Annotated in this window: 14 protein-coding genes; 12 read left to right on the forward strand and 2 right to left on the reverse strand. The window is 45.1% G+C overall.

Translation table 11 applies throughout. The annotated features are described in order from the left end of the window. Positions 1-25 precede the first annotated feature (25 nt). The 3 genes from X939_RS0109960 (at position 26) to X939_RS0109975 (ending at position 3,249) form a co-directional block, all read left to right on the forward strand. Positions 26-979: an NAD-dependent epimerase/dehydratase family protein gene (locus X939_RS0109960; protein ID WP_025763115.1), complete on the forward strand. Its 954-nt coding sequence runs from the start codon at positions 26-28 to the stop codon at positions 977-979. A 44-nt stretch (positions 980-1,023) separates the two neighbouring features. Next, entirely contained in the window at positions 1,024-2,211 is a 1,188-nt protein-coding gene (gene kbl / locus X939_RS0109965) for a glycine C-acetyltransferase (protein WP_025763116.1), read from the forward strand. Between the two features lie 495 nt (positions 2,212-2,706). Next, the gene (locus tag X939_RS0109975; protein ID WP_025763117.1) at positions 2,707-3,249 is read left to right on the forward strand and encodes a YceI family protein; all 543 of its coding nucleotides are present in this window, start codon (positions 2,707-2,709) and stop codon (positions 3,247-3,249) included. A gap of 127 nt (positions 3,250-3,376) precedes the next feature. Here the strand turns inward: X939_RS0109975 and X939_RS0109980 are convergent, their stop codons facing one another. After that, the gene (locus X939_RS0109980; protein ID WP_025763118.1) at positions 3,377-4,186 is read right to left on the reverse strand and encodes a transglutaminase-like domain-containing protein; all 810 of its coding nucleotides are present in this window, start codon (positions 4,184-4,186) and stop codon (positions 3,377-3,379) included. A gap of 203 nt (positions 4,187-4,389) precedes the next feature. On the opposite strand from X939_RS0109980, the gene X939_RS0109985 reads away from it, so the two are divergent. The 7 genes from X939_RS0109985 to X939_RS0110015 all read left to right on the forward strand — a co-directional run bounded on the left by X939_RS0109985 (position 4,390) and on the right by X939_RS0110015 (position 10,506). Continuing rightward, positions 4,390-5,010, forward strand: a complete 621-nt coding sequence (locus X939_RS0109985) for a TetR/AcrR family transcriptional regulator (protein WP_025763119.1) — start codon at positions 4,390-4,392, stop codon at positions 5,008-5,010. 7 nt (positions 5,011-5,017) lie between these two features. Then, a complete protein-coding gene (locus tag X939_RS0109990) occupies positions 5,018-5,386 on the forward strand; it encodes a DUF4260 domain-containing protein (RefSeq protein WP_025763120.1) in 369 nt (122 codons plus the stop codon). 110 nt (positions 5,387-5,496) lie between these two features. Next, positions 5,497-6,075 carry an NAD(P)H-dependent oxidoreductase gene (locus X939_RS0109995; RefSeq protein ID WP_025763122.1) on the forward strand — a complete coding sequence of 193 codons (579 nt, stop codon included), beginning with the start codon at positions 5,497-5,499 and terminating at the stop codon, positions 6,073-6,075. An 84-nt stretch (positions 6,076-6,159) separates the two neighbouring features. Next, entirely contained in the window at positions 6,160-7,512 is a 1,353-nt protein-coding gene (locus tag X939_RS0110000) for a neutral/alkaline non-lysosomal ceramidase N-terminal domain-containing protein (RefSeq protein ID WP_025763123.1), read from the forward strand. 67 nt (positions 7,513-7,579) lie between these two features. Further along, entirely contained in the window at positions 7,580-8,134 is a 555-nt protein-coding gene (locus tag X939_RS0110005) for an acyl-CoA thioesterase (protein WP_025763124.1), read from the forward strand. 36 nt (positions 8,135-8,170) lie between these two features. Then, positions 8,171-8,593 (forward strand): DUF2141 domain-containing protein, encoded by a 423-nt coding sequence (locus X939_RS0110010; RefSeq protein WP_044198898.1) that lies wholly within the window; start codon positions 8,171-8,173, stop codon positions 8,591-8,593. 77 nt (positions 8,594-8,670) lie between these two features. After that, complete coding sequence (locus X939_RS0110015) at positions 8,671-10,506, forward strand: ABC transporter ATP-binding protein (protein ID WP_025763126.1); 1,836 nt, start codon at positions 8,671-8,673, stop codon at positions 10,504-10,506. 43 nt (positions 10,507-10,549) lie between these two features. Here the strand turns inward: X939_RS0110015 and X939_RS0110020 are convergent, their stop codons facing one another. Further along, positions 10,550-12,118, reverse strand: a complete 1,569-nt coding sequence (locus tag X939_RS0110020; protein WP_025763127.1) for a helicase HerA-like domain-containing protein — start codon at positions 12,116-12,118, stop codon at positions 10,550-10,552. Positions 12,119-12,427: 309 nt separating this feature from the next. Between X939_RS0110020 and X939_RS0110025 the strand changes: the two genes are divergently transcribed. Both X939_RS0110025 and X939_RS0110030 read left to right on the forward strand, forming a co-directional pair. Next, positions 12,428-13,432: an alpha-E domain-containing protein gene (locus X939_RS0110025; RefSeq protein WP_025763128.1), complete on the forward strand. Its 1,005-nt coding sequence runs from the start codon at positions 12,428-12,430 to the stop codon at positions 13,430-13,432. A gap of 60 nt (positions 13,433-13,492) precedes the next feature. After that, a complete protein-coding gene (locus tag X939_RS0110030) occupies positions 13,493-14,338 on the forward strand; it encodes a transglutaminase family protein (RefSeq protein ID WP_025763129.1) in 846 nt (281 codons plus the stop codon). Positions 14,339-14,420: the final 82 nt, after the last annotated feature.

The raw sequence follows: 14,420 nt of genomic DNA on the forward strand, positions 1-14,420 counted from the left end.
TTGTACTTTTGTAAAAGTAGGAATCATGGCTAAAGAAAATATTCTTGTAATAGGAGCTAACGGACAGATAGGATCTGTTTTAGTAACCTATCTGCGCGACATCTATGGAGAAAATCAGGTGGTAGCAGCCGACCTGCGGCAACCGGAAAGTGAAACGGGGATATTCGTATTGCTGGATGCAACCGATGCACAGGCATTGGCCAGAACGGTTCGGCGCTATGGAATTACTCAGATATACCATCTGGCGGCTATACTTTCGGCGAATGGAGAAAAGGAGCCACTGAAAACCTGGGATATCAACATGAAAACCTATTTCAATGTGTTGGAGGTAGCCCGGGAATCAGGGATACAAAAGATTTTTTATCCAAGTTCTATTGCCGTATTTGGTGGCAATATAACCGGAGTAGCTCCGCAAGAGGCGGCGTTGAATCCCAGTACCGTTTATGGCATCAGTAAGGTTGCAGGAGAAAATTGGTCGCAATACTACTTCAATCGTTATGGATTAGATATACGGTCGTTACGCTACCCCGGTATCATCAGCCATCAATCCATGCCCGGTGGGGGTACCACCGACTATGCTGTTGACATTTACCACCAGGCGGTTAAAGGAGAGGACTTTACTTGTTTCCTGGAGTCAGAGACCCGCTTGCCCATGATCTATATGGACGACGCCATCCAGGCTACGGTCAACCTTATGGAGGCAGATGCTGGCAGACTCACCGTGCGTAATAGTTATAATCTTGCGGCAATGAGTTTTTCTCCCAAGGAAATCACAAGAAACATTCAGGAATATATACCTGACTTTAAGGTCAGTTACCAGCCTGATTTCAGGCAAGAAATCGCCAATTCCTGGCCAGATAATTTAGATGACAGCCCAGCCCGTACCGATTGGGGATGGAGAGCTTCTTATGATCTGGATAAAACTACCCGGGAAATGATCGGGGCTCTACGCAAAAAATATCAACTGATTAAGGGTTAAATTGTACCATAATCATTTTTTAAAACTTAAAACCAATCATTAATATGTACGGTAATTTAGGAAAAGAACTTCGTGAGGAACTGACTGCCATCCAAGAGGCGGGCTTATATAAGAAAGAAAGAATCATCACCACTCCTCAGGCAGCAGCGATCCGCACCCAGGCAGGGGAGGAAGTACTTAATTTTTGCGCCAATAACTACCTAGGTCTGTCGTCGCACCCGGCGGTAATAGAAGCCGGTATAGAGGCGATCCGGACCCATGGATATGGAATGTCTTCGGTGCGCTTTATCTGTGGTACCCAGGATATCCATAAGGAACTGGAACGTAAAACCGCTGAATTTTTGGGGATGGAAGACTGCATCCTTTATGCTGCCGCTTTCGATGCCAACGGTGGATTGTTTGAGCCCTTATTAAATGGAGAGGATGCTATCATCTCAGATGAACTTAATCATGCCTCGCTGATCGATGGAATTCGTCTGTGCAAGGCCAAGCGCTTCCGATATAAACATAATGATCTTGCCGATCTGGAGACACAGTTACAGGCGGCCTCAGGAAGTCGTAGGATACTAATCGTCACGGACGGAGTATTTTCCATGGACGGCACCATTGCCCAACTGGATAAGATCTGCGATCTGGCCGAGCAGTATGGAGCCCTGGTGATGATAGACGAATGCCATTCTACCGGCTTTATAGGAGCCACCGGAAGGGGAACCCATGAGTACCGCAACGTCATGGGTCGTATCGACATCATTACCGGAACCTATGGTAAGGCCTTGGGGGGAGCCTCAGGGGGCTTCACGGCAGCCAAAAGAGAAGTGGTGGAGATCTTGCGCCAGCGCTCGAGGCCCTATCTGTTCTCCAATACCCTAGCGCCAAGCATTGTGGGTGCGTCCATTAAGGTGCTCGATCTGCTGTCGTCCTCTACAGCCCTGCGCGATAAGCTGGAAAACAGTACCCGCTATTTCCGAAAGGCGATGACGGAAGCGGGTTTTGACATTTTACCTGGAGAGCACCCCATAGTCCCCATTATGTTATACGACGCCAAACTGGCGCAGGATTTTGCGGCACAGTTGCTGGAAGAGGGTATCTACGTGATCGGATTTTTCTATCCCGTAGTACCCCAGGGTAAGGCGCGGATCAGGGTACAAATCTCGGCCGGACACGAGCAGGAGCATTTGGAGAAGGCCGTGGCTGCCTTTACCAAGGTAGGAAAGAAACTCAACGTAATTTGATTGTAGATTGAATTAGGGAATAATGTGAAAAATACCGGGGGGCTTCCTCCGGTTTTTTTTGGAATGTAGTTTCATGATCAAACCATAAAAATGGCTATCTACGGATTCATACTGATAGGGTAGAGCCTCACCTACTTCAGCCTTGTCTGCATGTCTCGCAATCATGACCAATGAGGCTTTCACGCCCTTTGACAGCAAAAACGACCTAAATGTAAATTTGCGCATATGTTCCCGACATGATTACAGATGTTTTCATTTGGGACGAGCGATCGGGTACAAGGTAATCCTGAAGCAATCCCGAAGGGATTCCATGTTTATAGCTTTCCCCCGTAACCCAATCCAACGACCCCGATCGGGGTCGAACCGATTTTTTTCTGGAATAATTTTTGCTTTAGCAATAACAAAATAACCATATTGATGGTTATATCATCAAAAAAATGGACAGCGGTGCCTGCCTGTTGCGATCTTTCATCACTAACTATAAAAAAACATCTTATGAGAAATACAAAATGGGTTGTAGACCCCGCTCATTCCGAAGTGCAGTTTAAAATTAAGCACCTGGTGATTTCTACCATTACTGGTTCTTTCAAAAATTTTAAAGGAGGAGCCACTTCGGATATGGGAGATTTTGAAAATGCAGAGATACATTTTTCTCTTGACGTAAATAGTATAGATACCAACCAAAGTATGCGGGATGCACATTTGAAATCGGCCGATTTTTTCGATGCCGAGCAGTTTCCCCATATCGAGTTTCGATCCAACTATTTCCATAAAATCAATGATGAGCAGTACAAACTTAATGGCTATCTTACCTTGAAAGGTATTACCAAACCTATCGAACTCGACGCCGAGTTTGGGGGGACGGAGATAGATGAACAGGGTAAAAGAAGGGCGGGTTTCGAAGTTGTTGGCCGTTTCGGTAGGCAGGAATTTGGATTAAACTATCTGAAGCTTACCGAATCGGGTCGCTTGGTGATAGGTGAAGACGTGAAATTATTGGCCAATATCCAGCTAATTCAAGAAGAGGAAAAGTTTTAAGTAATTACAATAATATGTAGGTACAGAAAGGCCTGTCTGCTGAGAGCCTATACTCCAGCAGGCAGGCCTTTCTGTATTGATCTGTCTGCAGCAGACCTTCCACTTTTCTTACTGGGAAGTCGCCTCATTAAACAATCGCCTGAGGTTCCTCTTCCACCTCCACACTTACGTTTAACGATCGGAGTACACTATTGCCATATTGGGTCACCATGGCTACGTCGGCTGCATCACGCCCGTGAGCAATTTCTATTCTATATCCTGAGGTCTTTTCTTGCACTGCGTCAAATGTATACCAGTCCTCTCCTAAATATACCTCGAACCAAGCATGAAGGTCCATTTCTTTCAGTTCGTCCAAATACCCCACAGTCATTCGGGCGGGGATACATAAATTGCGGCAAAGTGCTATGGCAAGATGAGTAAAATCGCGACAGACCCCTATGCGGCTATGTAATACGTCGAAGGCCGTAGTGCTGGAATCTGAAAAGCCATACTGATATTTGATATTCTGATGAATCCATGTTCGAATCGCTTCTACTTGCTGATAACCAGGGCTGAGATTCTGCGTAATCTGAAGGGCGAGTTGATGTACATCGTGTAGGTCTGACTGGCAATACCGGCTCGGTAATATAAAATGCATCGTGTCGTCGGGGAGGTCGCCCACCGGAACGAACGCCGGCTCTTGCTCCGGAATGGCTTTGGTAGGTACCACCTGAGCTTCTACCTCTGTGGTTATCGTTACCTGGCCTACTGGCATAATGCTACGCTGACAGAGATTGCCATATATATCGATGTATTCTGAAAATGGAACCGAAGGCTCCAAAGTAAATCCCTCACGGACGATGGACTGTCCCTCCTGACGTCGGGGACGAAGCATGGTGGTAATCGTTGTGGGTGTATTCACATCATAAACGAATACACTCTTTCCCTTCATTTTCATTTTTTCTGTAGCGTTAAGTATTTAGTGTGTAAATGTATAAAAACCTGTGCCAGAAGTAAGTATTTTATTGATATCCATGGAAGTATGCCCTTGATTTCATAGAATAATAATATCACGACCCTGGCGCTAAGAATATTTTTATGGATAATTGTTATTAAAATAAACACTGTTTAGTATATTTGCTTCGTTTACCAACAAGCAATATGGGTATATCTGAGAGAAAAGAAAGGGAAAGGGAGGAGATGCGGGCCCTGATACTGGAAGCCGCGCAAGCATTATTCTTAGAAAATGGTTACGAGAAGACCAGTATCAGGAGTATTGCCGATCGTATTGAATACAGTCCGGCTACTATTTATTTGTATTATAAAGACAAAAAAGAACTGATGCTGGCCATACAGGTCTATGCATTCAGTCAGATGAATGTAGCTTTCACGGAGTTGTCTGAAATTAGGGACCCTCTGGAACGACTGGAACGGATGGGTGCGCTTTATATACAGTTTGCCCTCAATAATCCGGCACTTTACGATCTGATGTTTATCATGGAAGCTCCCATGGAGGCCTTGGAATGCCAGGAGGATAACTGGATCAATGGGATGCAATCCTTTGACTATCTGACTTTGATCATCAAAGAATGCCTGGAAATGGGATATTTTTCGGAAGGTACCGATGCAGAGGCCCTGGGTCTGACAATCTGGAGTTATATTCATGGATTGGTAAGCCTGCATTTGAAAGGACGTTTGGTGATCTTCAGCGATGATCGGAACGTGGATAGACTTGCTGAATCGTACCGTGTATTTGTTGCTCTCTTAAATCATAAAAGCTGATTGCTCCATGAAAAATTTACTGAAATTGGAAGAATTCGCCGTTTTTTTGCTAAGTCTTTATATTTTTTCCCGTTTGGAATTTCCCTGGTACTATTTTCCCGCCTTACTATTCCTCCCTGATTTGAGCATGTTGGGTTACCTGTCGGGTAGCAAGGTAGGTGCTCTTTTCTATAATCTCTTCCATCATAAAGGCATTGCGGTAATAGTAGGGCTGTGGGGCTTCGCTTATGGGGCGCCCCTATTGGCACTGGCCGGAGTAATCCTTCTTGCTCATTCCAGTTTCGATCGGATCCTGGGTTATGGGCTTAAATATAGCACAAGCTTTCATGATACGCATCTGGGGAAAATCGGACCAGGCGCTGGTTCGTCATCATAGCCTGTTGGAAAGTTATTTTAAATAAAGTAAGTCATGGGCTACCTGCGGAAGCAGGTTATTTTTTAACCAATTGCTAAACAGTGTTAATTATTTAAACTACGTATATTTTTATGAAAAGAATTCTCGTTATCAATGGCCATCCCGACGACCAAAGTTTTGGTAAGGCTTTGGCCGACGCATATTTCACAGGGGCGGAGCAGGCTGGGGCGGAGGTAAGGATGCTGCATCTTTCCAACCTAAGGTTCCAGCTAAATCTGTCTAAGGGTTATCGCCAGCGTACCGATTTAGAGTCCGACTTGCTTGGCGCTCAGGAGTCTATCCGGTGGGCAGAGCATCTGGTATGGATATATCCGGTATGGTGGGGGAGTGTGCCGGCTCTATTGAAGGGCTTTCTGGACCGGGTGATGCTACCCGGATTCGCTTTTCAATACCGAGAAAATTCTGTATGGTGGGATAAGTTACTTAAAGGCCGCACCGGCCATATCATATCCACCCTCGACCAACCTCAATGGTATTATTGGTTGATCAACGGACGTCCTACATATCATGCCATGAAAAAAATGACTCTAGAATTTTGTGGGATTTCGCCTGTACATACCACCAGTATTGGCCCGGTTAAATCTGCTCAGGAAAGTAAAAGGGAGGCATGGCTGAAAAAAGTGGAAGCCTTAGGTAGAAGAATGCGGTAGGATCTTCGCATTTAAGGAATAACGGCGAACGTTTTGTTGGGGTTTGATTATCTTTACACGTTCTTTTGATCATACATTCTCCTCATGAAAGTCTTAAAATTTTTCCTGTCGGCGATAGGAGTACTTATAATTATTATTCTTTTGGCTATAGCCACCATGGTTACAACCATGGATAAGACTCCATATAAGAATATGCCCTACTATGCAGACTGGAAGGCTAGCATTGAAAGGGTGGAGCCCGATAGTACTCAAAAGCCTGGAGATTTGCGCATGGGATGGGCTAAGGTCAACATCACACCAGATGTACCTATGTCTATGGCCGGATATGGAAATCGGCGGGGCAAGCCATTTATTGCTGTGCACGATTCTGTATTCATCCGTACTATGGTCATCGATAATGGCAGTACCCGGGTCGCCTTGGTAACGGGAGACTTATTGCTGATTCCTCCGACGGTTTCAGAAGCTGTGAAAGAAAAGTTAAAAGGGAAGACCCTGGGTTTTGAGCAGATATTTTTCGGTGCTACACATACACATAATAGTGTCGGCGGGTGGGGGACGGGGATTTCCGGCCTTTTCTTTTCCGGGAAGTTCGACCAAGCCATAGTCGATCGCTTGTCCGAAGCGATTATTCGTTCCATTGAGCTGGCGCAATCGGATCTATCGCCTTCGCAGATTCGATATTCGGAGGCCATTGATACAACGGATATCCGCAATCGACTGGTAGGTGAGAAAGGAGAGGTGGACCCTGAAATCCGCTCAGTCATAGTGACGCGAGCGGATGGTCGCCGGGCGATATTGAGTAGCTATGCGGCGCATTCTACCATACTGCAGTCCAAGAATATGGTGCTTTCTCGCGACTATCCCGGCGTATTAGTAGACTCATTGGAAAACGGACATTATGATTTTGCCATGTATATGGCTGGAGCCGTAGGGAGCATGGGGCCGATAGAAATGGGCGCAAATGATGACGAAGAGATGAAAAATCAGGCCTATGGAGTGCAAAGTGCGATACTGGCAGCCGACACGCTTACCGCATCCTACGATCTCGTGCCTATCAAATCGCTTACCCTGCCTTTACCTATGCGCGAACCTTCTCCACGTCTTACGATGGGATTAGTACTTCGTCCCTGGGCCTTTAAGAAAGCATTCGGAGATTTTCCTATATTTGTAAAGGCCCTCCGCATTGGAAATATATTGATGGTAGGTATGCCCTGCGATTTTTCCGGAGAGTTGGTTGCAGGCTTGGACGCATATGCCAAAACTAAAGGTCTCAATCTAATCGTAACCAGTTTCAATGGAGGCTATATCGGCTATATCACCCATGATAAGTATTTCAACCTAGATTTGTACGAAACAAAAACCATGAGCTGGTATGGCCCCTATAATGGGGCTTATTTACAAGAGGTAATTAAGGATATTATCGACAAGCTCTCTTAATGAGGATAGGCTCTGACAAGCTTTTATAAAATTTTACTTTTACACCTGAATAAATTACATAATTACGATGCAGGCACGTTCCGTACGCTACTCTCAGGCCACGCTTACTGAGTTAATGATCCCTTCCTATGCCAATTTTGGGGGAAAAATTCATGGAGGAATCCTTTTATCATTAATAGATAAGGTTGCTTATTCCTGTGCCTCCCGCCATGCTGGTAATTACTGTGTTACAGTGTCGGTAGACACGGTCGACTTTCTTCAGCCTGTAGAAGTAGGAGATTTGGTGTCCTTGCATGCTTCCGTAAATTATGTAGGAAGAAGCTCTATGATCATTGGTATAAGGGTGGTTGCGGAGGATGTGCGTAACGGGGTACAAAGGCATACCAACACCTCCTATGTTACGATGGTAGCCAAAGGAGAAGACGACATGCCCACCATGGTACCTCCATTACTGCTGGAGACGGAGGAGGATGGAAGGAGATATATGGAAGCCATTAAAAGAAAGGAACTAAAAGATCGTTATAGACAAGAATTTGCCCTGCAAAAGGGCCGGTTGAACCTGGTAGGTCATACTGAAGATTTGAAAAATGAGCGATGTGTATTAGCTTGGGAGCAACAATAGCCTCATCCAGTACCTGCTGAACTATAATTCATGTGCATGAATTTTCTTTTTACTTTAATGAGCATTTGCTTACTCTGGCAGCCTTATTCTGCACAGGATTCCACCCTTAAGGTAGAGATTTCTTCTATTCGCAAGGCCCAGGGCAAACTTTGGATTGCCATCTATCGACCTGGAGAGAAGTTTGGAGGTGATAATCCCGACATGCATAAAATTGTTCCTGTTAATAGTATGAAAAATAAAATATTGGAATTTAATCTACCGGAAGGTACTTATGCCATAGCCATTTTTCATGATGTGAATAATAATGAAGAGCTCGACAAAAATTTAGTAGGAATTCCAAAGGAACCCTATGGTTTTAGTAATAATTTCAAGCCCCGTTTTTCGGCACCCCAATTTAAGGACTGTTCCTTTGAACTTCCAGCCCAGGGTAAGCAAATAAGTATAGAACTTAATAACTAAAGGAGACATAAAAGCAGGTAATTCGAGGACTGTGTACGAGATCACCGACGAATCCTGATTTTACTTACCTTTGCGCCATGAAAACATATTGGCGTTTGCTTTCGTATGCACGACCCTTACGGAATTTTATTGCTCCCTTTTTTATAAGTTCATTATTGGCATCCTCTTTGGGTATCGTATATTTTACCCTTTTGATTCCCTTATTGGATATACTTTTTAACCAGGTAGCGGCCGATCAGGCCACCGTCATTTTGCAGCACCCGGAGTTTAGTTGGTCCTTAGATCTACCGAAAAGGTTGTTTGATTATCACTTTCAACGCTATCTGCAGGAAAATGGGAGGATAGGGGCTTTGCAATTCGTATGCATTCTGATCGTGGGTGCGGTATTTTTTTCTAATATCTTCCGTTATCTCTCGGCTCGTTTTCTGGAAAATTTTAAGGTCAATATGGTGTCAAAGCTAAGACAGGCTGTCTTCGACAATGCAGTGGATTTGCATCTGGGTTTCTTTTCCAGCCAAAGGAAAGGTAATCTGATCTCCAGGGTAGTTACCGATGTACAGGAAGTGGAGAATTCCATAGCCAATACCTTCTCGGCTGCCTTTAAAGAGGTATTTACGCTTATCATTTATTTAATTGCCCTATTTAGTATATCGGTTCAACTGACACTGTTTGCCTTCATTATCATTCCTATTACCGGCACTTTTATAGCCGTGATGGTGAAGCAGATGCGAAAAGATGCGCGCGACGGACAAAACCGACTGAGTGGACTAATAAGCCTGATGGATGAAGCTTTTGGAGGAATGCGGGTGGTTAAAGGATTTAATGCGGAGGGTTTTATTAAAAATAAGTTTAGCATTGAGAACCTGGCTTACAAAAGATCCATTCGGTCTATGGCCTATAAAAGGGAGATGTCCTCCCCGTTTTCGGAGTTTATGGGGGTAACCGTGGTGGCCATTATTTTGTTGTATGGAGGCACGCTGGTATTAACCGATCAGTCGGACTTCGCCGCCTCAGAATTTATTACCTACATTGCTATTTTTTCTCAGGTAATGCGGCCAGCCAAGGAGATTTCAAACGCCTTTAGCAATACGCAGAGAGGGTTGGCATCCGGCGAGCGGGTTCTGGAGCTTGTAGATACCAAAAATGTCATTTCAGAGAGGCCAGGTGCTTTGGAAATAAAGAGCTTTGAGCATGCCATCGAGTTCGATCGGGTTACATTTGAGTATGAGTCGGGGACACCCGTACTCAATAGATTGTCTTTTGAGATTCCTAAAGGCAAAACCATAGCCCTGGTGGGCTCTTCGGGTGGTGGCAAGTCGACTATCGCCGACATGGTCCCGCGATTCTACGACCCTACGGCTGGTAACATCCGGATCGATGGCCATGACCTGCGTGACATCAGCAAGGGATCCCTTCGGCAACAGATGGGGCTGGTTACCCAAGAATCTATTCTGTTCAACGACAGTATATATAATAACATCTTATTCGGAGCAACAGCTACTGAGCAGGAGGTGGTGGAGGCGGCCAAAATAGCCAATGCCCATGCCTTTATAATGGAGCAGCCGGACGGTTATCAAACCATTATCGGAGATAGGGGAGGGAAATTATCGGGAGGGCAGCGCCAAAGGATCAGCATTGCCCGGGCCATTCTACGGAATCCTCCTATATTGATTCTGGACGAAGCCACTTCGGCGCTGGACACCGAATCGGAGCGGCTCGTGCAGGATGCACTCACCCAATTGATGAAGCACCGTACAGTGCTCGTGATTGCGCACCGACTGAGTACTATTCAGCATGCCGATGAGATTCTGGTAGTCAATCAGGGGCAAATTGTAGAGCGTGGCTCACATGCCGATCTATTGGAAAATGAAACCGGTTTTTACAAACGACTTACTTTAATGCAGGGAATATAAGCCTGAGGCTGCGAATGCGGCATTTACAGCCCCAGGCTCTCTGTTAAAAACCAAAGAGTCCCCCGGTTTTTTTACGACTACGGGTGGAGGTTGTTTTGCCAAATAGCATACCAAAGATTCCCCTTACTACCTCTCTTCCTATTTGTTTTGCCAAAGGTGAGGAAAGCGCTTCGGAAATTGCACTAGGTTCTTCTTTGACTTTCTTAGCCGTTTTTGCTTCTATCTTTTCTGCTTCTTGCTGGGCCTCCAGCATGGCTACTTTTTCCATTCTTTTGGCAAGAATTTCGTAGGCACTTTCCGGGTCAATCGGGTCTTTGTATTTCTGATAAAGCTCAGAGCTATTCATCAGCTTTTCATAGTCGGCCTGAGACATGGGGCCCATAATGGAGGCGGGTGGCACCAAATGGGTGGCAGCCACTTCTGTAGGAATTCCCTTTTCGTTCAGCACCGTTACGAGTGCCTGTCCTATGCCCAGGGTGGTCAGTACCTGGTCGATGGTGTAATAGTCGGAACGAGGGTATGTTTTCACTGTCTGGCGCAGGGCGTCCGCATCCTGAGGTGTAAAAGACCGAAGCACGTGCTGTACCCGGTTTCCTAATTGGGAGAGCACCGAAGCGGGGATGTCTTGGGACATTTGGGTACAGAAGAAAATACCAACTCCTTTAGAACGTATCAGACGGACCACCTGCTCTATTTGTTCCTGAAAGGCCTTCGGTGCATCCTTGAAAAGCAGATGAGCCTCGTCAAGGAAGAACACCAATTTGGGTTTGTCCAGGTCTCCTGCTTCCGGAAGCTTGCTGTAAAGCTCGGCCAGCAGGCTTAACATAAAAGTGGAGAACAATGCGGGCTTGTCCTGCACGTCTGAGACATTGAGCAGACTAATCACTCCCTGTCTATCCACTTTATTGATCAGATCGTCTATATCGAAAGAGGTCTCTCCAAATATGGAGCTAACACCCTGCTGTTCCAGGGCTACAATTTTCCGGAGGATGGTGCCCGCCGTGGAAGAGGAGATAGATCCGTAGTCGGCCTTGATTTCTTTGGCACCTTCCCCGTCAGAGAGGTAACTTAATACCTTTTTAAGATCGTTGAGGTCGACCATAGGGAGGTCGTTATCGTCGGCATATTTGAAGAGGATAGACAGGACACCGGACTGAGTATCGTTAAGGTCGAATATCTTTGAGAGTAATATCGGGCCAAATTCTAGAATAGTAGCCCTCATTTGCGAACCGAGTTTTCCGCTTAAGGAGTAGAGTTCTACCGGGAAGCCTCTCGGTGTAAACTCAATGCCTAATGCCTTAGCACGCTCTTCCAGGGCTGGGTTGGTTTTGCCTGCCTGAGCAATTCCTGAAAGATCGCCTTTAATATCCGACATAAAAACAGGTACACCTGCCGCGGAGAGCTGCTCGGCAAATACCTGCAGGGTCCGGGTTTTTCCCGATCCTGTGGCGCCAGCTATCAGGCCATGGCGGTTCATCATTTTTAGCGGTAAGTTTACCCTGGCATCAGCAATGATTTCTCCCTCCAGGATTCCCGAACCTAAATGGATAGTAGGTTTGGTGGTTTGATAGGACTTCTGGATGGATGCGATGAATTCTTCTCGTTTAGACACGTCTATATGTAGTTTAAGAGTAGTAGACCAAATAGTGTATGAAAATTATGGGTGCTTTCTGTTTCAATTTTACGAAAAAGAATTGTAAGATTCCGAAACTTTTGTGAACATAGCAGACCCTGAACCGGTAGAGATGATGACTTATTCATATATTCTTCGTACTAAAAGCTCTTGTAATTGTTATTTTAAATGGGTGGCCTGGGATAATATATCGGCCATTTCTTGCAATTACAAAATAATGTTATGTATTTTGGTTGTAAGGCAGTGTTAAAATTTTGTTCTTAATCGTATTTAATAGCGCTACAATATATGCTAAGTCGTGTTGCCAATTCTATTTATTGGATGAATCGTTATATGGAACGTGTAGAGAATTATACACGTTTCGTTGGGGTCAATTTTAACCTTGCCCTCGACCTACCTCCCGATATAGATGAGCAGTGGGAGCCCTTGTTAATCGCTACAGCCGATCATTATTTATTTTATAAATATTATGAAAAGCCTACCAAGGAAGATGTAATCTATTTTATGACCTTTGATAAAAGGAATCCCAATTCCATTATCAGCTGTCTGTATCTAGCCCGGGAAAATGCCAGAACCATTCGGGAAGTGATTTCTAAGGAGATGTGGGAAAGTATTAACACCTTCTATCTTACAATGAGGGGGACTTCGCCCGATCATTTCCGGAACATGGATCATATGCAGTCCTATTTCGTAGATATTCGCAAGAATTGTCATCTTTTTCATGGGGTGGTAGATTCTTCCATCACCAGAAATGAAGCCTGGCATTTTGGTCGGCTTGGGCGTCATATCGAACGGGCCGATAAGTGCTCCCGCTTTTTGGATGTTAAATATTTTACCCTTGACCAGGATTCGAGTACCTCTGGATCTACCCTGGATCTGATGTTGTGGATGGCCGTGCTGAAATCTGTGAGTGCCTATAATATGTACCGTCAGACTCACAGTGCCCTGACACCCATGAATATCGTAGCATTTCTGATTCTGGATAAGCAATTTCCCCGATCAATTGCCTATTCGGTGCGGCAGGCAGAATTGTCGCTATATGCTATAGCCGGCTCGAGTCCGGAAAGGGGGCATTCTAATATGGCAGAAAGGGAAATTAGTAAACTTCGCAGTCAGCTGGAATTTACCGAAGCCGAAGACATTTTTAAGCAAGGGCTCCACAAATTCCTGGATATTTTTCAGATCTCCAATAATGAGATAGATTCGGCAATTTTCGATTTATATTTCGGCCTGGAAACGGAGGAGGCACATCAGAAAATGGATGATAAGGTGATGGTGCAATGGATGAAATAGTGCAGATGGATCAATAATTGCTTAGTATGCTTCTTTGTCATCCTCAGGTTTTTACATCCTATGAATTTATATGTTAAGCATACACTGCAATATAGTTATTCGAATGCGGTCACTTTAGAGCCTCAAACCTTGTATCTATACCCTAAGTCTTATCCGCACCAGATGTTGCTGGAGTACGACTTGAAAATTGATCCCCTTCCTAATAAGGTGGTAAGAAATGTAGATGCGGAGGGTAATGTGCAGCAGATGGTCTATTTTTCCGAGCAGCCTGTCTATCAGCTGAGCGTGCAGGCCTCTATGGTTCTATCCTCAAAGCCCTTCAATGTCTTTGATTTTGTACACTATCCCTACGAAACCAAGAACTTGATGTTTGTGTATGAAGACCGGATCTACAAATACCTCTCGCCCTATTTGTCCCGAATAGACATTAGTCCGGCAGTATCCAGTTTTGCACAGAAGATCGCCATGGAGGCCAACTGGCGAACCGTTCCTTTTCTGGTCAATCTCAGCAAGCATATCTATCAAAATTTTGCCTACTCCCAACGTGTTTTTGGCGATGCCTTACCGCCCGATCAGACCCTGCATCAACGTGCAGGTTCTTGTCGTGATTTTTCTAGGCTCTATATTGCCTGTTGCCGCAGTCTGGGGATCGCAGCTCGATTTGTGAGTGGCTATTTATATGGGAATCCCCTCCAGGCTCATGAGCTCCATGCCTGGGCAGAAGTTTTTCTGCCTGGGGCTGGATGGCGAGGGTTCGATCCTACCGAAGGGAAGGCCATAATCAATAACCATATTTGTATGGGGGCTTCGGCCGACTACGATCAGCTCGCCCCTGTGATGGGTACGTTTAAGGGGCAGAGCAGTTCAACCCTGACGACCCAGGTGGATATCGAGCTTAGGAGTTGAATATCAGTTCCGATAACACAATAATCCTGACTATTAAATAAAAAAAAACGCCATACCGAGGGAATTTTAGTACTTTTGTCGG

The organism is Dyadobacter tibetensis Y620-1, assembly GCF_000566685.1.
Classification (GTDB): Bacteria; Bacteroidota; Bacteroidia; order Cytophagales; family Spirosomataceae; genus Dyadobacter; species Dyadobacter tibetensis.

Bases quoted from the DNA above. Each gene is read 5' to 3' on its own strand.
- X939_RS0110030 (WP_025763129.1), top strand. From the start codon at position 13,493: ATGAATTTATATGTTAAGCATACACTGCAATATAGTTATTCGAATGCG.
- X939_RS0109995 (WP_025763122.1), top strand. From the start codon at position 5,497: ATGAAAAGAATTCTCGTTATCAATGGCCATCCCGACGACCAAAGTTTT.
- X939_RS0110015 (WP_025763126.1), top strand. From the start codon at position 8,671: ATGAAAACATATTGGCGTTTGCTTTCGTATGCACGACCCTTACGGAAT.
- X939_RS0109975 (WP_025763117.1), top strand. From the start codon at position 2,707: ATGAGAAATACAAAATGGGTTGTAGACCCCGCTCATTCCGAAGTGCAG.
- X939_RS0109990 (WP_025763120.1), top strand. From the start codon at position 5,018: ATGAAAAATTTACTGAAATTGGAAGAATTCGCCGTTTTTTTGCTAAGT.
- X939_RS0110010 (WP_044198898.1), top strand. From the start codon at position 8,171: ATGAATTTTCTTTTTACTTTAATGAGCATTTGCTTACTCTGGCAGCCT.
- X939_RS0110025 (WP_025763128.1), top strand. From the start codon at position 12,428: ATGCTAAGTCGTGTTGCCAATTCTATTTATTGGATGAATCGTTATATG.
- X939_RS0109985 (WP_025763119.1), top strand. From the start codon at position 4,390: ATGGGTATATCTGAGAGAAAAGAAAGGGAAAGGGAGGAGATGCGGGCC.
- X939_RS0109960 (WP_025763115.1), top strand. From the start codon at position 26: ATGGCTAAAGAAAATATTCTTGTAATAGGAGCTAACGGACAGATAGGA.
- X939_RS0110005 (WP_025763124.1), top strand. From the start codon at position 7,580: ATGCAGGCACGTTCCGTACGCTACTCTCAGGCCACGCTTACTGAGTTA.
- kbl (WP_025763116.1), top strand. From the start codon at position 1,024: ATGTACGGTAATTTAGGAAAAGAACTTCGTGAGGAACTGACTGCCATC.
- X939_RS0110000 (WP_025763123.1), top strand. From the start codon at position 6,160: ATGAAAGTCTTAAAATTTTTCCTGTCGGCGATAGGAGTACTTATAATT.
- X939_RS0109980 (WP_025763118.1), bottom strand. From the start codon at position 4,186: ATGAAAATGAAGGGAAAGAGTGTATTCGTTTATGATGTGAATACACCC.